Here is a 22,010-nt window from a genome sequence, read left to right as displayed (position 1 = left end):
ACCCATACAAGTTCATATCTCTTGTAATAAAAACACCATCTCGAATTTAACAACAATTATTACCAAACAAAATATTTATCCCAATAAACTGCAATAGAATTTATCAATCCATTATTAATATTGATTGAAAATACAAAAGCCCCCAGTCACTTGGGGGTTTAATACAATTGGAAAGTATGGTACCTTAGGCTTATTAAGCCATTATTGGCTCCCTTACAAGTTCCTATTTTAAATCAATGCCAATATTATTACATCACCCACTCCTTTTCTCTTACATTTCCCGTATCATCGAAAGCTATTCCCATCATCTTGCCGCCAGTATAACTCCTCCTCCCTCAAACATTTCTATATTCCTCCTTGGTATTAGAAATCTTCTTTAGAACTTGAACAAACTGAATGGAATTACTTTCATCATGGTTCAATTTACCTAGATTATTTCTCGATTTTCTTTCATTCTCAATGGATTTTCTTCCTTTCTGAATTAATTTTCCTTCATTCTAAATCAATTTTCTTCCATTCTGAATTAATTTTCCTTCATTCTGGATCGATTTATTTTCATTTTCGTACAGTCTATTTCCTTTTCTGGGGGATCTATTTGCATTTTCGAGCTATCTATTTACATTTTCGTACAGTCTATTTCTATTTTCGTACAATCTATTTTCTTTTTCGCACAATCCATTTCAGATCACCTCACCTCAATCCTCTCCTTGAGGAGAGGAAGTTGTACTAAGAATATGAAGGCGTAGGATATTTGTGAGAGTTTTCTATGGTAAAACCATCCTTTTTCGTCGCAATAAACACCCCTCACAAAACAACCTACCCAGTTGCGACGATTTATTGCAGAATCCATTAAGCCAGGGCGGCAGTCGCTTCGCTCCCTTCCCCTGGGCTATATGATATTTGCCCTTCAGGCAAAATAAGATTAAAACAACTCTACTATACTCCTCTCCCTGTCGCCTCCACGAAAGCTTTTTGGGTCCCACTTCAAATTAATCCCACAAACCATTCAAGTCAGTTTGGTATGAGCAACGCAGGTGGGGTACCCATAGGCGAAACATGATGATCAAAAAGAAATTCTGTGGAGTAAGGCACGAACGCAACTATTATTTCTTTTCATCATTGAGCCGTGATGGGTCGCAGAGTGCTTACACCTAGACTTTTGATTCTTTTGTGGTAATGACAAAAGATAGCCCGTCTGGCTTGAAGACAAAACAAACAATTCATTTCCGTCGCAATAAAATTCACCCTACAAAACAACTTACCCAGTTGCGACGTTTTATTGCAACCCATTAACCCAGGGCAACAGTCGCTTCGCTCCCTTCCCCTGGGCTAGAATGATCTTTGCCCTTCAGGCAATATTTCCAATCTTTCTTCATATCAAATTTTAATCATGGTAAAATCTGATGCATAATTTCCTTACATTTGCGGCAATCCAAAATCAAGTCATACACATGGAAAACAGCAAGAACAATACATTAGGATACATTTATGCATTGCAAGCCTTTTTTGCTTGGGGCATATTGCCTTTGTTTTGGAAGCTATTGAGCAATATTCCAGCCATGGAAGTTTTGGCTCATCGAATTTTTTGGTCTTTCGTTTTCCTCTTGCTATTCATCCTGATAAAGAAGCAGAGGAACATCATTGCGCTGCTCAAGCAGAAGAAAACACGAAACAGCCTGATTGTCTCCTCCCTATTAATTGGCGGCAACTGGGGATTGTTCATCTATGCGGTAAACATCAATCAAATTGTGGAAGCCAGTTTGGGTTATTACATCAACCCGATTGTAAACGTTTTGTTGGGAATGATCATCCTGAAAGAACGCCTGAATACACTTAAAATAGTTGCATTAATCATTGCCTCCGTTTCAGTAATCTACCTTACCATTGATTATGGTCGTTTTCCTTGGATTGCCATTATTTTGGCATTGTCATTTGGATTTTACGGCTTGGTAAAAAAAACTGCAGGCATAGAAGCCATCCCAGCCTTAACAGTCGAAACTTTTATTTTGGCTCCCCTTGCAGCTGGCTTTATCTTTTGGAAACTTTTCGATCATAGCGGAGCTTTGTTCTCCGGCGATATCTCTACCGATGCTTACTTAATGCTTACCGGTATTGTTACCACTCTACCATTGTATTGGTTTGCCAAAGGAGCACAACGAATCCCATTATCGGCCATTGGCTTTATGCAATACATTGGCCCTACACTAATGCTTTTAATTGGAGTATTTGTATACGATGAAGCCTTTAAAAAAGAGCAAATCATTGCATTTTCATTGATTTGGTTTGCATTGGTTCTTTATACCATTTCCATGATACAAGGAACCAGACAAAAGAAAGAAGCGAACTAATCTTTCCCAAGCCCCTGATTTCCTGAATCCAATACATATTTCCATTTTCCATCTGATCCCTTTTTCCAAATGGATACATAGGTGCCTTTTGTAATGGTATCAGGAGTGGTGTAATGATAGATGCCATAGGTATAGCCCAAATCACCAGAATGAGATACCTCGGCAAAAGAAGGTTTCCAGCTCAAACTAAACCCAGAATCGTTTGTGTTAGAGAAAAGTTGTTTTATTGCTTCTTTTCCCATAATGGGATAAGAATTTTCTCTCAACATTACTGCCGAATCATCTGCGAAAACATAAAAGGCCTTTTTCATTCCATGTTTTACCGAAAAATCTGAGAATTCCTCATCCACTTGAAGGATTTCCTGCTTGCATACTTCCACATCAACTTTTGGAGTACAAGCTGTAATCAACACCCCAATTAAAAAGAGATATAATACTTTTCCTACCGACATTTTCATATTTTAGTGGTTTTAATTCAATAAAGAAAAATACTTATTTTCAAGCAATAAATCCCAATTTCAAAATCTATGTTCGTAAAAAAGCTATCCTCAACAATCGAAACATCTAAAATTCAGAAAGAACAAATCTATTCGAACTCACAATTCGAAAGTCTTATTGTAAGTGTCGAAAAGGGAATGGAAATTCCTCCCCAACCTGCTCCTGCAAATGCTGTACTGTATCTGATTAAAGGAAAACTAAGCTTCGATATTGAAGGAACAATCTACGCCATCGAAGAGGATGACTTCGTCTCTTTCGAGAAAGGACAAATGCATGGCCTTAAAGCTGAAGAAGATTCCAAATTTTTAATTTCCCGAACCTTACCTGAATAACAAATAGACCAGTTTTGAGGGGGTATCAATAGAACACATTAGTAAAGACAGCATTCATGCTGTCTCTACAACTCCTATATATCAAAGGTAAATCCAAGGCAATGTCTTGGATCTGCACTTTAAGCTTTGAATTTCAAACCATTTCTACTTTTTCACTATTCTAACTTTACAAGACTTGCAAAAAAAAGCCTGACCAGTAAACTGATCAAGCCTTATTTTGAATTGATGTAATGAACTACCTGTTAAGGCATTCTTATTGATAAGCCTAAACTAATAAAAAAATCTGGGGAAACCTTACTCAATCCTATTCCTGTCGAAAAATCCAATTGTAAATCCTCTGTAACCGCATAAGTAAGTCCTCCATCCCACCTGTGATCATTCTTTCCTTCACCAGGCAGATAACCATATAATTCTGCATATGCACCTATTTGATCTGATAAAGTCAAACCAATAACCGCAGCATACATCCAAACGGCATAATCTTGCCCTTTTATTCCACTCCAGGCTACACCAAGATTACCTTCAAGAGACATGGCATCATTTACGGTATAATCTGCATTTAATCGAATATCTGCCCCTAGGTTTTCATTCTCGAAAGCCGAAGCTCCCGATTTGGGAACTGAAAAAGTAGAAAGAAGTGCCAATTGAGGATTCCTCTCACTCTCTTCTAGCAACAGGAACTTTGCACCCAGTGTTAAGGGACCAAATCCACTTTCTTCAATATCCGAACCACCCATAGAATGATAATAGCCTAAATATTGCAATCCCAGTCTTAATTCAATATTCTCAACCAGCCCATATCTTAACAAAGTGCTGTTAAAAGTTACATGATCAATATCAGAACTCACTTTTTCGAAAGCGAAGCCCGACTCTATTTGAAATCCTCTAATGGGTATCACACTCGCCGATTCGGCCGTTCCTGGCCTATCGGTTACCATTGGATCTTTTTTCTGGGCAATTAGAATCCCACTGAACATTACGAATAATGTCAATACAAAAAGCTTTCTCATTGAAATAAAATTACAAATTGGCAATACATCTATTGTCCCTGTAAACTTGCAATGCAGTTCCGAGCTTTTGCTTCATGCTCCTCATCCACAAAAAGATCCACATTGTCAGGTGTTCCACCCATTCCTACCAACGTACCGGAACTAAACTCATCTTTCCATAAAGAAGGAATCCCAGCTTCCTCCAATCTTTCCTTATAATATTTTACGTCTACCAATGATCCTGTAAATACGCAAACTAAATTATTTCCGTCAGTCATATGCTACAATTTAATTGTTATGTTTCTTTCTAAGATAGAGAAATTCCCAATATGATCCTATATTAATAATCCGAAAACTTAAGAAGTAAATTCTTATCTTTTCATGAAATAAAAAAATGCTATTTGTCGATTAAAAAAGTCCAATGGTCATGAATAAAACCTCTTTTAAATCCCAAAAACAGAAACTGTTCAAATTCTTAAAGATTTCTTTATTAATATTTCATTCCATCAATCAGAAGAACTATTTTAGAGGGTGAATCAATAACTCCCATATGAGTAAACTCAAAAATAAAACGATCTTGGTTGTAGAAGATGAAGAATTTAACCGCATCTACTTCGAAGAATTACTGCATCAAATTAATTGTAAGGTTATTGTTGCAAGTAATGGTATGGAGGCAATTGAACTGTGTCAAAAAAATGCAAAGATTGATTTGGTGTTAATGGATATCAAAATGCCATTGATGAATGGTTACGAAGCAACAAAAGCAATCAAAAAAACAAGACCAGATCTTCCAATTATTGCTCAAACTGCATTCGCTTTGTTGGGAGATAAAAAAAAATCATTAGACAATGGTTGCGATGATTACGTTGCAAAACCAGTCAAAAAAGATGTCCTGATTAAATTGATTAACAAACATCTCCAGTAAAAACCAAAAACTGCAATTATTTAAGATTTTATAACATCCTTACTCTTGTAATTCAGACAAAAAAGTATTTTATTTATTACTGTCTGAATTTTAAGAAGCAGGAGTGATATGAGAAGAAGGATTAAAAGCGTATTCATAGTTTTAGGATTTGTAATTATTGCAGGTTCAGCAACATTCCTTCTCCAAAAAATCAGATCTACTTTTAACGATCAAAACGCAATTGACGAATTATTAACTCACAATGTAGTTCCAAATACAGAATTTGTAAAATTTGGAAACTACACCATCCATACCAAGTATATTGGTGATTTATCTCTTCCAAAAGTATTATTTATTCATGGCTCACCTGGATATTGGTTTGATTTTAAAAAGATATTTACTGATGTAGAACTGAGAAAGCAATTCTGCCTAATATCTTACGATCGCCCAGGCTACAGTAAAACAAGCGTTCCTGCCATGACAAGTTTGTCAAACCAAGCCAGAGTTGCTGCTAAAGTGATGGAACATTACACTCAAAAACACGAGAAAATTATTGTTTTGGGACATTCTTTTGGAGGTGCAGTATTGGAACAGGTTTTAATTGATTATCCAGATAAAATAAAACATGCCATTTATGTTGCGCCCTGCCTATCACCTGAATATCAAAAAGCCAAATGGTATAATGTCTTAGCTGCCGGAGGAATTCCTCAAAGAATATTGCCTCACGAATTAAAAAACAGCAACAAGGAAATGATGGCTCTATCGGAATGCTTGATTAAAAATGAACCTCGTATTTCTGCGATTGATGTGCCGACTACCTATATACAGGGCAAGAAAGACGTTTTGGTTCCTTTTAAAACTTTAGATTATTATCAGAATTATCAAAGTAATATCAATTCCATTTTATTGGACGATTTGGATCACTTCATTCCCTGGTCACGCCCCGATCTAATTATTGAATCCATTAAAAATGTGAATCAGTAATTTAATTGAAGAGATAAGAAACGAACATGTAAATTTTAAACACATGAAACAAGCAATAATATTAATAGGTATATTCGTTTTTAGCGCATATAACGTAAACGCACAAAAAGCAATGACAAAGGACAAATACAACACTTTAACCGAAGCAGAGAAAAGGGTAATTATTCATAAAGGAACAGAATATCCTGGTACTGGAAAATATTTAAAGAATAAGGCAGAAGGTGTATATACCTGTAAGCAATGCAATGCAGCACTATACAATTCGTCAGATAAGTTTGAGTCGCATTGTGGCTGGCCTAGTTTCGATGATGAAATTGAAGGTGCAGTAAAAAGAATTCCTGATGCCGATGGCAGAAGAACTGAAATTGTTTGTGCCAACTGTGGCGGTCATTTGGGACATGTTTTTCTTAACGAAGGATTTACAAAAAAGAATACTCGTCATTGTGTAAACAGCATCTCTTTGAATTTCATTCCCAAAGAGGAGTTAAAAGAAAAATAACAGACAGTAATCAAATACAATGAAAGGGTTTTCTTCTGAAAACTCTTTTTTTGGCATCTGAAAATTGTAAAAAAAACATATCTTCGCAAAATGTTATAATATTTCACACTTACATTCGACACTTGTGAAATTCTTAACTTTTGATGATCGATATTCGTACATATTTCATATTCATCAGTCTAAATTGATAATAAAAATATTGTAAGTTTACCGTTAACATTTTACTATAAACCAATAAAACTCTATTGCGATGAATCTAAATTTTCTTGAGATCGTTTCCGCCTCTATGGTACTTTTTGCAGTTATCGATATTATCGGATCTATCCCAATTATATTAGATTTAAAGAAAAAAGGTGGAAGAATTGATGCTCTAAAGGCAAGCTTGGTAGCTTTAACCGTATTGATCATTTTTACATTCCTTGGAGAAAAACTTTTGGGAATTTTCGGAGTGGATATTTCAAGTTTTGCCATTGCAGGTTCTATTATTCTGTTTATTATGGGAGCTGAAATGGTAATGGGAATTGAAATTATTAAATACGATGGTCCAAGTGGTGTTTCAATTGTTCCTATTGCTTTCCCTTTGGTTGCAGGTGCAGGATCATTCACAACGGTTTTGGCCCTTCGTGCTGAGTATGCAGTAGAAAATATTATTGCGGCTATTATTCTGAACCTTGCATTTGTTTACCTGGTATTAAAATCAACAAATCTGGTAGAAAGAGTGCTTGGTGATGGAGGAATTCACATACTTCGTAAAGTATTTGGAATTATCCTATTGGCCATTTCAGTCAAACTGTTCATGAGCAATGTAGCCACTCAAATTCACACTTTATTTCCTTTTTTAAAAGAAGCTATACAACATTCATAAATAAGTTTCATTAATGCAGTTCTTCTGCTAACTTTACAAATAATATTGATCGAATAACTTGCAGAATAATGCATGACATAACACTTATTCAAATTATACTGTGTAGCATTGTAATTCTATCTGCAGCATTCATTAAAGGGATGACTGGATTTGGATTTGCACTGCTTGCTGTTCCTTTTCTTTCATTGCTATTTCCAATGCAAGTTTTGGTTCCTGCAATGAGTCTGTTTAATTTGATTACCAGTCTTGTTATTCTATTCAAGCTAAAGGAAAAAATAAAGGCAAAGCTGTTTATTCCAATGTTTGTTGCTAGTTTGGGTGGGATTCCTCTAGGTGTTTATGCCCTTGAATTTGTAAGCAGTGAAAACTTACGTTTGATTACCGGGATTTTGGTCATTATTTTCTCAATTAGAATGTTGGGTAAGGTACGATTAGCCAAACGCTTTCGCAGATATCCAATTGTATTCGCTGGTTTCATAAGTGGAATTCTTGGCTCTTGCATTTCGGTTGGTGGTCCTCCACTGGTAATTGCCATGAACCGGAAGGGATACTCCAAAGATCACTTCCGCGGTGTTTTTGCGTGGTTCAGCACATTTTCTTCATTCTTTACAACCGCTGCTTTTGTAATGAAAGGAATGATTGAAGCAGAATCGGTAAACCTAGCTTTGTTTTGTCTACCGATTCTATTCTTTGGATCGCATTTGGGTTCAAAATTTTCAGGTAAAATAGAACCTGAAAAATTTCGTAAAATGGTAATTGGAATCAATATCATTACAGGAGTATTTATTGTTGTATCAACATTAATTCACCATTAGCAATCCAAAATACCGTCTGTATTCATTGAATCCAGGCAAACTATTTTACAAGAGAGTAAAGCAATTTTATTTCCTCTGCCCAATTGTCTGAATCTGGTGTCTCCAAAACCATTGGAATCTCATCAAATCGGCTATCATTCATTAAGCATTTAAATGCTTCCAAACCAATGAAACCTTTTCCAATCACCTCGTGACGATCCACTCGAGTTGCCAGTTCCTTTTTAGAGTCATTCAAGTGCATCCCTTTTAAGTAATTAAAGCCAATGATTCTCTCAAAATCATCGAAGACTTTTTGAAAACCTTCTGCCGAAGAAATATCATAGCCAGCAGTAAAAGCATGACATGTATCAATGCAAACTCCTACCCTTTCCTTGTCTTCCACCTGATGGATAATTTCTGCAATTTGCTCAAAGGTAAACCCCAAATTACTTCCTTGTCCTGCTGTGTTTTCAATTACAGCACAAACTCCTTTCGTATGATTCAAACTTATATTAATCGATTCTGCTATTGTAGCCAAACATTGCTCAACCGATACTTTCTTTAAATGACTTCCTGGATGAAAGTTCAGGCGATTTAATCCCAATTGCTCACACCTTTGCATTTCGTCCAAAAAGGCAGCTCTTGATTTTTCCAAGGCCGCAGGATCAGGATGTCCCAAATTAATAAGATAACTGTCATGTGGAAGAATCTGTTCAGGACCAAAACCATACTTTTCACAATTCGCTTTAAATTCTTGAATATTCTTCTCTGTTAATGGTTTCGCATTCCACTGCCTTTGATTCTTTGTGAACAAAGCAAATGCCTTCGCTCCTATTTTATTGGCGTTTATGGGTGCGTTTTCAACACCTCCAGCTGTACTTACATGTGCTCCTATATATTTCATATCTTTCCTTTTCGTCATACTTTTCGTAAATCACCACAAAATAGCATAATACCGATTAGTATTTAAATGATCTATAACTTTATTTCATTTGCTGTAGTTCTTTAAACATCTATCGGCATTACACCGCAATGATTTTAAATTAAAATGGTATAAAACAAAAAACTCACGAAAATTAATCCGTGAGTTTCTCTCTATAGTAAGTTTATTTTACATCTCAAAATCCTCTACATCAACACCATTTTCCGAACGTCTTCCACGGTTTTGCTTGTAATTGTTAATCTTATAACTCAAGTTTAATCGGAACACTGGAGAATTCATTTCAAACTTGTTGAAGTTGTAGAAGCCTTCTCCCATGTACTCGGTTTCATGTTTGAATGTACCCAACACATCGCGAACCTGGAAAGTTGCAGACAATTTTCTATTGAAAAAGTCTCTTCTTAAAGCCAATGAACTCGTCAAAAATCCAGCACGTTTACCTTGAGCCCAATCTGTAGGAGATTGGTAATTGATATTCATTTGCAATCTTGTTCTTTTATCCAATATGAATGTTGAATTATTGCGCAAACTCCAATTGAAACTTTCAGTAGAAAAATCTTGAACTATGCTTTCGCCAAAGGCATTTTTCGTCTCAAAACTTCCTTCTTCCTTGTAATGGTAAACATTACCAATCAAATCATTCTTAAACCATTTTGCAAAAGTCAAGTTTAATGTAGCTTCAATACCAAAAGAATAGTCTTTCCCAACATTGGCAACGCTACTCAACATTACATTTTCCTGGTAAGGAGTTCTAATTCGTTCTACTTTGTTGTGCGTTACTTTATAGTATGATTCAATAGACACGGACTGGTCACCAAATCTTTTCATGAATCCCAATTCATAAGAATCAATGTATTCAGGATCCAAATCTGGATTTCCCTGACGAACATTATAGGCATCAGTCCAGGTAATGAATGGTTCCAAATAATAACCTCTTGGTCGATCAATTCTTCTGGCATAACTTGCCATCAACTGATTTCTGGAACCCAAATCCAATTGCGCATGAATTGTAGGAAAGAAATCCCATTGTTGAATCTTAAATTTTTCCAATTCACCACTATAATCTACTTCGCGATCTGTAAACTCAGTTCTGAATCCTAACTGATAACCCAAAATTCCCATTTTATCGGCAAAGGTTGTATACAAGCCATGAACACTTCTGTCGTACTCAACTTCATTGCTATATTCTGGTTGAAAATCATACCCACCAGTTGCAGTGTTGTATTCAAATCTTTTGGTATCGGCCTCGCTAGAACGGATTTGTCCCTGATATCCAAACTCGAATTTTCTATCATTACCCAAAGGAAGTGTGTAATCGGAGCGAATCTCTATTCTTTGTCCTGGTCCATCTTCAGTAGAACGCTGACCAGAAACTTGACCATTGGCATCAAACCTTGCATTTAATGACTCCTCATCACCATTTCCTCTGCGCGAGATACTAACCTGTGTAAACCACTGATGACCTTTTCCCTTGAACTTTTTTGTATAGGCCAAACTGGAATTGATGAAATCCATTTCGCGAGTCCACAAGTCTCTACTGTCATATAAAGCAGGAGTCTCTCCTTCTGCATATTCTGAATAATCCAGGAAGGATTTACGCTCCATATCTCTTGTGCCATATCTAAATGCAAACGACAGCTGATTTTTCTCATTGATATCGTAATCAACTCCCGTTTTAAAGCCATATCCATCACGATGTCGTTCTGTATCACCACTCGAAAGAAGATAGTTTGTAATTCCCTGCACTTCTGTTCTGTTTTCAGACTCGCTTGATCCTTCAAAACCTCTTCTGCTGTAATCCAGTCCAAAGTTGAAATTCCATTTCTTCTTGCGATAATTCACAAGAAAATCGGCACTGTTGTTTTCATGACTTCCAACATTTACATTAACCACTCCGGTTATACCTGAATCTTTATTCTTCTTGGTAATTACATTGATAATACCCGCAGTTCCTTCCGGATCGTATTTGGCAGATGGATTGGTAATGATCTCGATATTTTCAATCATGCTGGCTGGCATTTGCTCTAAAATATCCGCCGCATCCAAAATGGAAGGCTTGCCATCAACCAATACTGTAAAATTCGAACTTCCGCGTAAGCTCACATTTCCTTCAATATCTACACTAACCGATGGAACATTCTCCAAGACATCTACAGCATTACCACTTGCTGCTGTAATTTGTCGGCTCACCGGAATTACCTTCTTATCGATTTGATATTGAACAGGAATTCTTTCAGTAGTAACGGTAACTTCATCCAAAGCCTCGGTGGACTGTCGCAGAGAAACCGTTTTTAGATCAATCTCTTTGCGTTTTTTATTAATGGGAATATTTCTAACCACAGCTTTGTTGTAACCAATAAAAGATACTTCAACAAAGTAATTTCCTGGTTTCAATTTCTTTAAGAAAAAAGCACCATTTGCATCGGTAATGGTACCATCAATTAAAGTTGAATCTATCATGGAGTAAATCGATACGGTTGCATATTCAACAGGAGTTTCCAATGCCTGATCTTTCACAACTCCTTTAATAATTCCTCCTTGAATTTCTGGTTTTACAGCAGGTTCAACTGCTTTTGAAAACATTGTCAAGCAAACAAAGCTTAACAATAGTAATAATCTATTCATGTTAGTAGGTTAAGTTTTTTTTGTATCCAAACAAACATACAATTCCTTATTGGATAAACATGTACTCATCTAGTTTTTTAGATATTTATTAACATTTACCCGATAAAACAAATGTCTGTTTCGACTTTATGTCGAAGTATAGACACACAAACTATCAAAAGGTTTAATCTATCTTTAAAAAAAAATGAGATATTTTTAAATGAACAATGATCAATTAACAATGAACAGTGAACAATGAATCATAACAGAGAAGCCTTGTATTTAAGCGCAACTGCTAACTGATAACTGAAGCTTACCATCTTTCAATGGCTTCAATCCCTTGCTCTTTGCCAAGCTCGTAATCTTTATCCAGAATCCCTTTGTCTTGTGTGAATCGTTTGGTAGAAAAAGAATCCGCAGGACAAATATCAATAATCTCTACTCCTGCAGGCGGATGATTAATCAACTTAATGGTTTGATTGTAGATACCAGGACGTTTTTGAATGGCTTTTGCCAAACCTGGATGTTTTCTGAAAAGTAATCTCGACAACTTATTCTCATTTCCATTCTTCATGCGATAATCTCTCTTTCTCGATCTGATTACCATGATTTTAGTAGCACCTTTCTCAATGGCTCGCTCAACGGGAATTGGTGCCGACACGCCTCCATCTGCAACAATTTCACCATCTACTTTCAGAAATTTTCTATAGAATAAAGGTACAGAACAACTGGCCTTCATCACATCGCTCAAATTCTCGGGTGTAGCTTGAATAAACTTAGAGCTGCCATCGATATTACGAGTAATTCCTATTTCGAAATCAATATTCTTCTCAAAAAGCAGGTCAACATTAATTGGTAATTCGCTTCCGGTAATGTCCCACGACCAGTCCAAATCCATTAAATGACCTCCCAACAAGAATTTTTTCCAACTGATGTATTCAGGTCGCAACGAATAATCGGTAAAAACTTTATAATTTCTTCCATGTTGATTTGCCAAATAAGCAGCAGCATTAATCGAACCAGCTGAAACACCTATCACCATATCAAAAGGAAGAAAAGCTTGTTCCATGAAAGCATCCAAAACTCCAGCGGCAAAAATGCCTCGCATGGCTCCTCCTTCAACTACCAAAGCTGTTTTACCGGAATTCGTGGTCATACTACAATTGATTTAACTTTTCACGAATTACTTTTTCAGCTTCACTGGTAATCTCAACAGCTGATTTCCCTTGCGTTTCAATCGGAGCAAGAATGCTATATTTTACCCTCTGTCCAATGCAAAGAGGAAACATCCCTTTGCGCTCGATCTTGTAATTTCCATCAACAGCAAAAGGCACAACCAAAGCATTAGGAGCTGCATCAAGAAGCGTTTCGATACCTCCCGATTTAAATTTTTTCATCTTCCCGGTTTTGCTTCTGGTTCCTTCCGGAAAAATACAAGCTGCATAATTGTTCTTGGCAATCAATTTTCCCAATTTGTGAATTTCAGGAATTGCCTGTGCCCTGTTGCTTCTATCGATTAAAGCGGCACCGCTATGACGCAAATTATAAGATACACTAGGAATATTTTTAGCCAGCTCTTTTTTAGAAATAAACTTAGGATGGTATTTTCTAAAAATCCATACAATTGGAGGAATGTCATAAGTTCCCTGGTGGTTTGATACAATAATTAAGGGACGATCATTAGGCAAATCTACACTTCCTTCATAGGTAATTCTCACTCCCAGAATCCCAACCAATCGCATCAGAAAAAAATTGAGAACATCAACGGAATTCTTGTGCGCTCGGTAGCCAAACAGCTTTAAACTAATCACCTGAATAGGATGAAAAATAACAAGAAGTAAGAAAAATAGGATGTAGAATATTATAGTTAGGATATATGATAAAATCTTGGCCATTGTTCTTTGTTGATTAAAATTCTCCACAAAAGAACAAAAAAATCATTTATTGAAGAAATCGAACTTCAATTTGATCTTTCACAAACAAATTACCATGGAAAACACAGTATGCAGAGTCCTCCACCCTCTACATACTTTATGCGTAATCCATGGTCAGTATCCTGGTATGTAAAATCTAAATCAGTTATTACAAAAGCTCGAAGCGCAATTGTACCGAGTATTCCAATTTTATCTTCTGGAAATCCAAATCAGGAGTTTTCATTTTAGCCAAAGAGGAAGCTCCTCTAATTCTAATGGCTGTATTCGCATAATCATTTCTGTATTGAGAAGCATTTTCGTTAATGTAAATGGCCTTGCCCACTCTCTGTCCTATGGCTTCGGTTAATGCTTCGGCCTTTTCTTTTCCGGCTTTAATGGCATTTACCTTTACTTGCTGACGGTACTTTTCAATCTCAGAATGATCTACTCTTAGAATATTGATATTAGAGATTTTAATCTTCTCCAATTCTACATAAACCAGTGCAAGCGTATGAGAATCGTGAAGCAAAAGCTCAAACTGTTTTGCTTTAAGAACATTTGCCCCTTTAAAAAAATGAAATTTTAAATTGCTGCTGAAATCTGAAACGGAAAGTTGTTTCTCAAGGTTTACACCTGCTTTTTCGAGGGCCACAAACATTTTCTGTTCCAGTTGCTCAATGCTCTCTTTGTTTTTGGTATCCTTCTCATCCAAAACAATATTTACGAATATCTCATTGGGAACAACTTCCAATTCTGCTACGCCTTTTACCTCAATGTAGTTCTGATCGATAAAATTCTTTTGGGCCTGCGCACTTAAATTAAAGCCAATAAATATGGCAATTAGAATAACAATAGCTCTTTTCATGGGCATTATATTTTATGTGTGTTTTGATTTTTTAACAATGCTTACATAACATATATTGTGCCAGAAAAAACAAAAATTCCTAAACTGTTAATGCCAAAATATGATTGACTTTAATTCCTTTATTAGATCATATTTTTACGAATTCAACAAGCTGTTACAAATGAGATCCTTACACTTGTTTATACATTAGAAGTAATATTGTGTGTAGTGTTATGATTAAGCTCAAAAATTATATAAAAACAAGAACCTTCACCTAAAGTAGATTCAACTTCTATTTTAGCACCCAGCAAATTCACCAAATGATCTACAATAGAAAGACCTAGCCCTGTTCCTCTATAAAGCCTATCTTTTCTATCTTCTATCTTTTTAAAACGACCAAATATGTATTCTAAATTATCCTTAGCAATACCAATTCCAGTATCTTTCACAAAAATTCTTAGAAACGATTCGTTTACTTCATAACCAAGTTTAATTTCCCCTTTATCGGTGTATTTGAAAGCATTTTCAAGTAAATTAATTATTATTTGCTTTAACCGAACAGAATCCGATTCGAACAGATAACATTCTTCGGGAAAAATTAATTCAAAATCTATATCGTTATTCTCTTCTTTTATTGATTCAGGAATGAACATATTATAAATCTCACTCAACAAATAATTCAAGTCAAACTGCTCTATATCTAATTGAATTTGCCCAGCTTCCATTTTTGATAAATCCATAATATTATCAATTAAACCCAAAAGAGAGTCTCCATTCGACTTTATTATACCAATAAATTGGTCCTTTTTTTCCGCCGATAAATCACGTTCACTTAATAAAGAAGAAAAACCAAGAATAGCGTTCATAGGCGTACGAATCTCATGACTCATATTCGCGAGAAATGACGATTTGAGCCTTTCACTTTCTTCAGCTTTTTCTTTTGCTTCACGCAGTTCTGCCGTTCGCTCATCAACTAACTCTTCCAAATGGTTTCTATGATTATTTAGTTCCTTATTTAAATCTTCTAGAAGATTATTTTGCGAAATAATTTCTTCATTTTTGTTCCGCAATTCCAAGGTACGCTCATTGACAATTAAGTTTAGCCTTTCTGTTTTTTTCTTTAAAAAACGAACTCTTAAATAATAAAAAGAACCAAACAGCGAGAGTATAATTGTTAACAAAGTAATTTTAAACCAAGTTGTCTTATAAAAAGGAGGTATCACATGAATGTATAAATTTGCTTCATTTTTACTCCACACTCCAGCATTATTCTTAGCTTTCACTTTTAATTGATAATTGCCGTGAGGTAGCGTAGTAAATGTAACGAAACGACGATTTCCGATATCATGCCAACTTGTATCAAGCCCTATTAACTTGTAGGCATAGGTGGTTTTTTGCGGTAAAGCAAATTCCAAAGCCGCAAAGTTGAAAGAGATCACTTTATCTTTGTAGGATAAACTTATTGTATCTGTTGCATGAAGGACTTTATTTAAAACACCACCGGAAAAAGTATTTACTGGTTTATTTAGAACCTCCATATCGGTAAAAACAACAGAAACAGGTTTTGGATTTTTAATTAGATGATGCGGCTCAAAAGTTGTAACTCCGCTTCCTCCAAAAAACAATTCACCCTTTTTATTTTTATAGCTTGACCCCAGTATATAGTCCTTGGTCTTTATTCCATCTCTTCCATCGTAATTATTAACCACACCGGTTTTCAAATTAAAACATGATACTCCATTTCTACTACTAACCCATAAATTCCCATCATTATCTTCTTCAATTGCACTCATAAAATCTGAGTTAAAGCCATCTTTTTTAGAATAGTACTTGAATTTATTGTTTGCATAATCAAAAGAATTTAACCCATTTGTAGTAGCAATCCAGAGCTTTTGACCTTGAAGATATAAGTCTCTGATGGTATTATCGCATATACTTGATGAATCTCCCTTAGTGTATTTATAATTAACACTACTGCCATTCAACTTATTAAATACAAACAATCCTTTCCGATTAGTTCCCAAGGCCAGTAATGTGTCGTTTAAAGTTTCTACACAATTTATTTTTCCATATAATGTGGTCGAATTTGAATATCTGAAGTGTTGAGTATATCCAGTTTTTTCATTGAGCTTCACCAATCCATCAGAAGTAGCAATCCAAAATGTATAGTCATTCTCTTGCAAGGCATCATTTACAACGGTACGTCCATCAGGAAGCTTAAATTTCTTTAATATCTTTTTTTTGTTTTTATCAATTTTATAAAGATCAAAACCTATACTCCGATCTAAACCAATCCAAACGATTTCTTCCGGGTTAAAGATATCAGCCTTTATCCAAACAATATTAGATCTAATTTCATCTTTTAAGTTTATTAACCCTTTATTTTTTTTGTCATAAATATTCAATGATTTCTCCCCAAAACCAGCAATCCATAATTCTTTATCTCCATCATCGAAAATGGAATAAACCGTAGTTACATTAATACCTGTACTATTTATTTGACTGCCATAACACTTAAAGTTTTGTAAAGATGGATGCCAGTAATTAATTCCAGCTCCAAAAGTGCCAAGCCAAATCCCTCCTGTTTGATCTTCGAGTAAAGACAAAACCACGTTCCAAGCCAGGGATTCAGTATTATTTGGTATTGAGGCAAAGTAATTGAATGTGTTATTTTTTTTATCATATATACTAACCCCTCCTCCTTGACTTGCCATCCATATCTTTCCTGTACTATCTTCTATTATATCATAAATACTATTACTTACAATGCATTGGGGAAATCTTTCTTGGCTATGCACATAGTTGATATATCTACCTTCACTTATTAAATATCGACTAACACCAGAATCCTGCGAACAAATCCATAATGAATTCTCACTATCGTATAATAATTTTCTAATGTCTGATTGTACAAGACCATTGGGGGCATTTTCTTTATGTTGAAATAGCCTTACTTGTGATTTATCAGTTTCATATTTAATCAACCCAATATTTGAAGCAATCCAAAGAGACTGTTCATCATCTTCAACGATATCACGAATTTTTATATTATCTGTTATAATACCATAAGTGTGAAGTTCTATCTCCTTTGAGTTGGACCTTTTTACATACAAGCCACTATCTGTCCCTATCCAAATGTTATTTTTACCGTCTTGCCACAAACAATTAATATACTTTTGTGTACTGGGTAAATTCTCCGGAAACTCAATTAAAGAAAAAGTTTCCGTATCATAATCCATGTAAACCAAACCATCAAGAGAACCAATCCAAAAATTTCCATTCTTATCAATTAGTAAACAGGTGAGTCTGTCAACAGGTATACTATTAAAATTGTTAGGATCGTTGGTAAATGTTTTAAATGAGTAACCATCATATCGGTTTAAACCATTTCTGGTTGCAAACCAAATAAAGCCATAATTATCTTGAACGATATCTACTACTACAGAACTTGACAGTCCGTCTTCCTGCGACAAATATTTAAGTCTACTATCTTTTGATTGGGCAACAACAAAACTTAACTTGATCATAAGGATACTAATAAAAAGCATCCTCTTCCAAAAAGTATGTTTTTTTATTAAATCCATAAATACCAGATTCTTTCTTAAATTATATTAAAAATAAAATTACACCTATAGTATATAATCACTTATTATACCCTCCACAGACAGGCTAAAATTAATCTATCATACCTGCATCAAATTCGAAAGATTGCACCAAAGACTTGTACGTAGTATGATTAAATTTAAAGAATTATGTCTTTCATATCAAATTTCTTTTTCCAAAACATTAAATTTTCTTAGGAGAAAAAGACTTCATTCGAAATGAAAAGGGTCATCATTTGTTTCCTCTGCCTTATTGCCATAAAAAGAAGATGACCAGAAAATTGTAGAGCTACAGGATTGCAACTCTATAGAAGTAAATATATAGCAGCAGGAGGTGATCCTATTTAGGGAGCTATAAAAGCAAAAGGTCACTCCCCAGCGACCTTTTAACACAATAACCCAAATGCTAAATTGAATGATTTAAACATTTGTTTCTTTTAATATTACTCAAAATTAAAATTGAACATTATAAACTTAACAATTAACAGATTAAAAGTCAAGATCTAATGCAATATATTTTACATTTATTTAAACCTATTTACCCAAAATCAGATGAAGATCTACCAACAATTCCGATACTTCTGTTTTAGAAATGGAACTCGATAGAATCAATTGCCAGCAGTTATTATTTTATGGAGTATAAGGTAATGCTTTTACAGAGTTAGTGTTTCTAATAAATATTAACGCATCATAACCCTCAGAAAGCTTTCGCTTGCAATAGTTTATATCTGAATTAATATCTTTTACATAGGTACCCACTGCCCTTCTAGACCAGCTTGTATTATTAACTAATGCTGCTAGTTCTTCGGGAAGTCCTATACTTTTAAGATTCAGAATAAAGTTTTTATAAGGAGCTTTTGCAAAGGTGTGATCAATACAATCACTTTTAGGCAAACCTAGATCGCAGGCACAAAACTTCTTTTTTTCAAGATCATATGCGAAATATTCTCCAGTATAGAATCCAAAGCCAAACGTATAATAATTATCTCCAAAATAGTCCTTTAAATGTGCTCCCATGGGCTTTTGCTTACTGTTATCTGAATGTTCGGCAATGTGTTGGTTGTGAGCCCAGACAATCATTTTTCTTCCTTCTTGCTCCTGAATTTTTCTACAATTTTCGGCCATATACCTATCGCGTTTTCCTGAAAATGAAGCCGTAATCTTACTAGTCCACATAATATCCATACACTGCTCTAACACTCGAATGGTGAACTTCAACCGATCATTAGAAGAGTTGAGGGCAATCTCATTCAAATGAGCAAGTAAGTGCTTCACTTCTTTTTTCTCACGCTTGCTCATTTGGTTTCTTAGGCTGTAATTAATCAAATACTCCAGAGTCTTTTCTGTGTTGTCATCCAGCAGATTTGATTTTTTTAATTCGGAACGAATAAATATAGAAGAACTGCGAGGCCATTGCATATCACAGCCAAAAACTTTTACTTTGTCACTATCATTTCTATTTTCATTGAATGATTTCATCCATAGTAACATATCACGCACTTCCTGAGTTCTCCAGGCACCCATCCAACTTCTTGATAAAAGAGTTTCAACAGAGTGCTCGCTGTTTCCAGCAACGAATTCATTAATCAGATGTGAATTTGCATAGTCATCTTCAATTACAAATACCCTAAAATCATGTTCTTGTACCAAATATTTAATCAATCGATGTTTGGTGGTAAAAAACTCCCTGGTTCCATGGGTCGCCTCTCCAAGTGCTATGATCTTTTTGTCCTGAATCAGATTGTCAATTGCAGATAGGTCAGAATTGTTATCCCAATTTGGTTCCGTTGATAATAATTCTGAAACAAAAGGCGTAAATGTGTCATCCCATTTTATTTGGGATTTTGCTGTTATTAGTAAACAAAAGTATACTGTAACGAAAATTAAAATTCTTCTCATTTATATATTGGTTTAATCTATTTAATAGCTAGTAAGAACATATCAATGCACCAACAAAAACTTACTCCTTGGTAAACTCCACAATTCCCTCTAAAAGTCCAGTTTTCAATGGCAATTCAGGATTGTTGTAGGTTTGAAAATTCTTCATTCTATCGGCTTCGGCTTCTTTCAAAACATGATTCATTCCTTCAACAATCAGTTTTTTAGCTTTAGGATTTGCTTTTGCCAGCACCTCAACATCCTCCACTTTTACTTGAAGATCTGTAGTTCCCTGCACCAATAAAACAGGACAAGATAATTTTGCGATTTCTACGCTTGGATCGTACTTCATCCAGGATATCATATAAGGCTGAACACTTGCACGGAACAAGGCAGCTAAAAAGGCAGGCGTATCCTCAACCAATTCACCTTTTTCCAATTTTGTAAGTATGGGTTCTGCCTGTTGCAGTACAAATGGTGGTTGTGCCTTTAATTGTTTTCGGATGATATCGCCTGCAGCAAATCCCGGACCAGCTACAGAAATGTACTTTGCCACCTTCAAATCCTGAATTGCGATCATACCAATGGTAGATCCTTCGCTATGCCCCAATACAATTACCTCTGAAAACCTGCTATCCTTTTGCAATTTGGCAATCCAGTCTTTCACATCCTGTATGTAATGCTCGAAACGCAAATCTGCCTCATTTACCATGCTCCCTTGCTTTCGCCTACTCCCCTTTTGTCGTAACGCACACTGGCAATGGAACTCTTACACAATCCCTCTGCCAACATTTTTAGTGAATTGTTCTGCATCATGGCATTGTTCCCATTCCTATCTGTGGGACCAGAACCTGAAATCATTAAAACCACAGGAAGCTTTTGATCGCTTTTAGGCAAGAGCAAGCTGCCTTTAAGCTCTCCGGTTTCCGTTTGTAAATTGTAGGTTTCTTCTTTTTGTTGTGCCGACAATTGCAATGCAAAAAGTACTGCAAGAGTGATGAATTGTAATTTTTTCATTGGGTGTTTTTTATTGTATTAACGGTTTGGCTATGCTTTGTGCTTTATTTTCAATTCATTATTTTCTTTATAAATTCTTGTTTCTGTCTCCCAATATTTTTATTTGTCAGATAAAAGTTTCCACTACCAATTAACCAAAATACTTTGTCAACAGCATATGAAGTCAAATTATTTGCTTTTGCAATTCTATCAATTGCTTTAAGTGTTGCATAGTCCTGTTTTGTAACTGATTTTTCGTTTGGGTCTATTATACCAAGTGCTTTAAAAATATCTTTTAAATGAACATCAGGTTTACCGTATTCTTCAAAGCCTAATTCTTTTAAAAAGTCACAAGCTAAAGGAAAACCGATACCTGAAATTTCAATACTTATCATCAATGGAAGAGCAGGTTTTGATTTGCTATCATTAGCAAAAAAATCAGACCACTTGTAAAACTTTTCTGCAGTATCAAAAGATTTTAAAAAATGGGCTGATTCTATTACTGATTGACAATACTGAGGCCATAAACTCCTGTTAGTTGTTCTAATCTGTCCAGTTGGCTTAAGTTTCTGGCGAATTTTATTTAATAGTTTTTCTGAATCTGTTTTAGAAAAATTGGCAGCAACTTTATGAGGGTCAAAGTCAAACAAAACAAATTTTAGATTTTCGATACCACCAATTGAGTTTCCAATGACTTTTGCACTCATTTGTTTATTTTGAGCAGATTCGCATAGTTTTTTGTAAATGATTTTTAAGTCATTTGGTTTCTCAAACTCTGAAACTAAATGTTTGTCAAGGTCGGTTTTAGACACTGAATCAAATGACAATAAAAAATCAACGGCTGATTTATATATCTCTTTATCTGTCATATTTTTAATTCCTTATCATAAGGCATAACGGATGGCGGTAAGAAATCGTTGCGCACTTAAATGCGTTTCAGTATCAAGCCGCTAAGCCATTTATTAAATGTTATATTGTTCAAATTTAGCACTATCCGCGCAATGTTTTTTACCGCGTGTG

General features: G+C 35.2%; 20 protein-coding genes. 7 read left to right on the top strand and 13 right to left on the bottom strand.

All coding sequences use genetic code 11. The features are described 5' to 3' along the window. Positions 1–1,451: 1,451 nt before the first annotated feature. Positions 1,452–2,348: an EamA family transporter RarD gene (gene rarD, locus JCM15579_RS18300; RefSeq protein WP_054722485.1), complete on the top strand. Its 897-nt coding sequence runs from the start codon at positions 1,452–1,454 to the stop codon at positions 2,346–2,348. Here the strand turns inward: rarD and JCM15579_RS18295 are convergent. Continuing rightward, complete coding sequence (locus JCM15579_RS18295) at positions 2,345–2,806, bottom strand: YybH family protein (protein WP_054722482.1); 462 nt, start codon at positions 2,804–2,806, stop codon at positions 2,345–2,347. The two genes, rarD and JCM15579_RS18295, sit on opposite strands and share 4 nt — an antisense overlap. 69 nt (positions 2,807–2,875) lie before the next feature. Between JCM15579_RS18295 and JCM15579_RS18290 the strand changes: the two genes are divergently transcribed. Continuing rightward, positions 2,876–3,178 carry a cupin domain-containing protein gene (locus JCM15579_RS18290; RefSeq protein ID WP_054722480.1) on the top strand — a complete coding sequence of 101 codons (303 nt, stop codon included), beginning with the start codon at positions 2,876–2,878 and terminating at the stop codon, positions 3,176–3,178. Positions 3,179–3,420: 242 nt separating this feature from the next. Here the strand turns inward: JCM15579_RS18290 and JCM15579_RS18285 are convergent, their stop codons facing one another. Both JCM15579_RS18285 and JCM15579_RS18280 read right to left on the bottom strand, forming a co-directional pair. Next, entirely contained in the window at positions 3,421–4,188 is a 768-nt protein-coding gene (locus JCM15579_RS18285) for a transporter (RefSeq protein ID WP_083464762.1), read from the bottom strand. A gap of 29 nt (positions 4,189–4,217) precedes the next feature. Continuing rightward, the gene (locus JCM15579_RS18280) at positions 4,218–4,445 is read right to left on the bottom strand and encodes a putative signal transducing protein (RefSeq protein WP_054722476.1); all 228 of its coding nucleotides are present in this window, start codon (positions 4,443–4,445) and stop codon (positions 4,218–4,220) included. A gap of 272 nt (positions 4,446–4,717) precedes the next feature. On the opposite strand from JCM15579_RS18280, the gene JCM15579_RS18275 reads away from it, so the two are divergent. The 5 genes from JCM15579_RS18275 to JCM15579_RS18255 all read left to right on the top strand — a co-directional run bounded on the left by JCM15579_RS18275 (position 4,718) and on the right by JCM15579_RS18255 (position 8,234). After that, positions 4,718–5,092, top strand: coding sequence for a response regulator (locus JCM15579_RS18275; protein WP_083464761.1), 375 nt, complete (start codon positions 4,718–4,720; stop codon positions 5,090–5,092). Positions 5,093–5,200: 108 nt separating this feature from the next. Further along, positions 5,201–6,055, top strand: a complete 855-nt coding sequence (locus JCM15579_RS18270) for an alpha/beta fold hydrolase (protein WP_054722472.1) — start codon at positions 5,201–5,203, stop codon at positions 6,053–6,055. A gap of 43 nt (positions 6,056–6,098) precedes the next feature. Then, complete coding sequence (locus JCM15579_RS18265; RefSeq protein ID WP_083464760.1) at positions 6,099–6,554, top strand: methionine-R-sulfoxide reductase; 456 nt, start codon at positions 6,099–6,101, stop codon at positions 6,552–6,554. A gap of 250 nt (positions 6,555–6,804) precedes the next feature. Continuing rightward, on the top strand, positions 6,805–7,419 hold the full coding sequence (locus JCM15579_RS18260; protein WP_054722468.1) for a MarC family protein: 615 nt from the start codon (positions 6,805–6,807) through the stop codon (positions 7,417–7,419). Positions 7,420–7,487: 68 nt separating this feature from the next. Continuing rightward, complete coding sequence (locus JCM15579_RS18255; protein WP_054722466.1) at positions 7,488–8,234, top strand: sulfite exporter TauE/SafE family protein; 747 nt, start codon at positions 7,488–7,490, stop codon at positions 8,232–8,234. Positions 8,235–8,274: 40 nt separating this feature from the next. Here JCM15579_RS18255 and nfo read toward each other — a convergent pair whose 3' ends face one another. The 10 genes from nfo to JCM15579_RS18210 form a co-directional block, all read right to left on the bottom strand. Further along, entirely contained in the window at positions 8,275–9,117 is an 843-nt protein-coding gene (nfo, locus tag JCM15579_RS18250; protein WP_054722511.1) for a deoxyribonuclease IV, read from the bottom strand. A gap of 207 nt (positions 9,118–9,324) precedes the next feature. Further along, positions 9,325–11,778: a TonB-dependent receptor gene (locus JCM15579_RS18245; RefSeq protein ID WP_083464759.1), complete on the bottom strand. Its 2,454-nt coding sequence runs from the start codon at positions 11,776–11,778 to the stop codon at positions 9,325–9,327. Positions 11,779–12,070: 292 nt separating this feature from the next. Continuing rightward, positions 12,071–12,913, bottom strand: a complete 843-nt coding sequence (locus JCM15579_RS18240) for a patatin-like phospholipase family protein (RefSeq protein ID WP_054722461.1) — start codon at positions 12,911–12,913, stop codon at positions 12,071–12,073. A 1-nt stretch (position 12,914) separates the two neighbouring features. Further along, positions 12,915–13,652: a lysophospholipid acyltransferase family protein gene (locus JCM15579_RS18235; protein ID WP_054722459.1), complete on the bottom strand. Its 738-nt coding sequence runs from the start codon at positions 13,650–13,652 to the stop codon at positions 12,915–12,917. Between the two features lie 187 nt (positions 13,653–13,839). Then, positions 13,840–14,535 (bottom strand): SIMPL domain-containing protein, encoded by a 696-nt coding sequence (locus tag JCM15579_RS18230; protein WP_172677469.1) that lies wholly within the window; start codon positions 14,533–14,535, stop codon positions 13,840–13,842. 179 nt (positions 14,536–14,714) lie between these two features. Next, positions 14,715–18,098 (bottom strand): ligand-binding sensor domain-containing protein, encoded by a 3,384-nt coding sequence (locus tag JCM15579_RS18225; protein WP_054722456.1) that lies wholly within the window; start codon positions 18,096–18,098, stop codon positions 14,715–14,717. A gap of 648 nt (positions 18,099–18,746) precedes the next feature. Then, a complete protein-coding gene (locus JCM15579_RS18220; RefSeq protein ID WP_054722454.1) occupies positions 18,747–20,015 on the bottom strand; it encodes an erythromycin esterase family protein in 1,269 nt (422 codons plus the stop codon). A gap of 61 nt (positions 20,016–20,076) precedes the next feature. Beyond that, entirely contained in the window at positions 20,077–20,706 is a 630-nt protein-coding gene (locus tag JCM15579_RS18215; protein WP_218186233.1) for an alpha/beta hydrolase, read from the bottom strand. Next, entirely contained in the window at positions 20,700–21,011 is a 312-nt protein-coding gene (locus JCM15579_RS21000; protein ID WP_218186232.1) for an alpha/beta hydrolase family protein, read from the bottom strand. Before JCM15579_RS21000 ends, JCM15579_RS18215 begins: the two co-directional genes overlap by 7 nt. Before the next feature lie 50 nt (positions 21,012–21,061). Then, complete coding sequence (locus JCM15579_RS18210) at positions 21,062–21,859, bottom strand: 8-oxoguanine DNA glycosylase (protein ID WP_054722452.1); 798 nt, start codon at positions 21,857–21,859, stop codon at positions 21,062–21,064. Positions 21,860–22,010 lie beyond the last annotated feature (151 nt).

It is taken from the genome of Marinifilum fragile JCM 15579, from assembly GCF_001310955.1.
Lineage (GTDB): Bacteria > Bacteroidota > Bacteroidia > Bacteroidales > Marinifilaceae > Marinifilum > Marinifilum fragile.
The sequence above is the reverse complement of the archived record's forward strand: the minus strand, read 5'-3'. Positions and strand labels throughout refer to the sequence as shown.

Excerpts from the sequence above, each read along its gene's own strand:
- rarD (WP_054722485.1), top strand. The coding sequence starts at position 1,452 with ATGGAAAACAGCAAGAACAATACATTAGGATACATTTATGCATTGCAA.
- JCM15579_RS18295 (WP_054722482.1), bottom strand. The coding sequence starts at position 2,806 with ATGAAAATGTCGGTAGGAAAAGTATTATATCTCTTTTTAATTGGGGTG.
- JCM15579_RS18290 (WP_054722480.1), top strand. The coding sequence starts at position 2,876 with ATGTTCGTAAAAAAGCTATCCTCAACAATCGAAACATCTAAAATTCAG.
- JCM15579_RS18285 (WP_083464762.1), bottom strand. The coding sequence starts at position 4,188 with ATGAGAAAGCTTTTTGTATTGACATTATTCGTAATGTTCAGTGGGATT.
- JCM15579_RS18280 (WP_054722476.1), bottom strand. The coding sequence starts at position 4,445 with ATGACTGACGGAAATAATTTAGTTTGCGTATTTACAGGATCATTGGTA.
- JCM15579_RS18275 (WP_083464761.1), top strand. The coding sequence starts at position 4,718 with ATGAGTAAACTCAAAAATAAAACGATCTTGGTTGTAGAAGATGAAGAA.
- JCM15579_RS18270 (WP_054722472.1), top strand. The coding sequence starts at position 5,201 with ATGAGAAGAAGGATTAAAAGCGTATTCATAGTTTTAGGATTTGTAATT.
- JCM15579_RS18265 (WP_083464760.1), top strand. The coding sequence starts at position 6,099 with ATGAAACAAGCAATAATATTAATAGGTATATTCGTTTTTAGCGCATAT.
- JCM15579_RS18260 (WP_054722468.1), top strand. The coding sequence starts at position 6,805 with ATGAATCTAAATTTTCTTGAGATCGTTTCCGCCTCTATGGTACTTTTT.
- JCM15579_RS18255 (WP_054722466.1), top strand. The coding sequence starts at position 7,488 with ATGCATGACATAACACTTATTCAAATTATACTGTGTAGCATTGTAATT.
- nfo (WP_054722511.1), bottom strand. The coding sequence starts at position 9,117 with ATGAAATATATAGGAGCACATGTAAGTACAGCTGGAGGTGTTGAAAAC.
- JCM15579_RS18245 (WP_083464759.1), bottom strand. The coding sequence starts at position 11,778 with ATGAATAGATTATTACTATTGTTAAGCTTTGTTTGCTTGACAATGTTT.
- JCM15579_RS18240 (WP_054722461.1), bottom strand. The coding sequence starts at position 12,913 with ATGACCACGAATTCCGGTAAAACAGCTTTGGTAGTTGAAGGAGGAGCC.
- JCM15579_RS18235 (WP_054722459.1), bottom strand. The coding sequence starts at position 13,652 with ATGGCCAAGATTTTATCATATATCCTAACTATAATATTCTACATCCTA.
- JCM15579_RS18230 (WP_172677469.1), bottom strand. The coding sequence starts at position 14,535 with ATGAAAAGAGCTATTGTTATTCTAATTGCCATATTTATTGGCTTTAAT.
- JCM15579_RS18225 (WP_054722456.1), bottom strand. The coding sequence starts at position 18,098 with ATGGATTTAATAAAAAAACATACTTTTTGGAAGAGGATGCTTTTTATT.
- JCM15579_RS18220 (WP_054722454.1), bottom strand. The coding sequence starts at position 20,015 with ATGAGAAGAATTTTAATTTTCGTTACAGTATACTTTTGTTTACTAATA.
- JCM15579_RS18215 (WP_218186233.1), bottom strand. The coding sequence starts at position 20,706 with ATGGTAAATGAGGCAGATTTGCGTTTCGAGCATTACATACAGGATGTG.
- JCM15579_RS21000 (WP_218186232.1), bottom strand. The coding sequence starts at position 21,011 with ATGAAAAAATTACAATTCATCACTCTTGCAGTACTTTTTGCATTGCAA.
- JCM15579_RS18210 (WP_054722452.1), bottom strand. The coding sequence starts at position 21,859 with ATGACAGATAAAGAGATATATAAATCAGCCGTTGATTTTTTATTGTCA.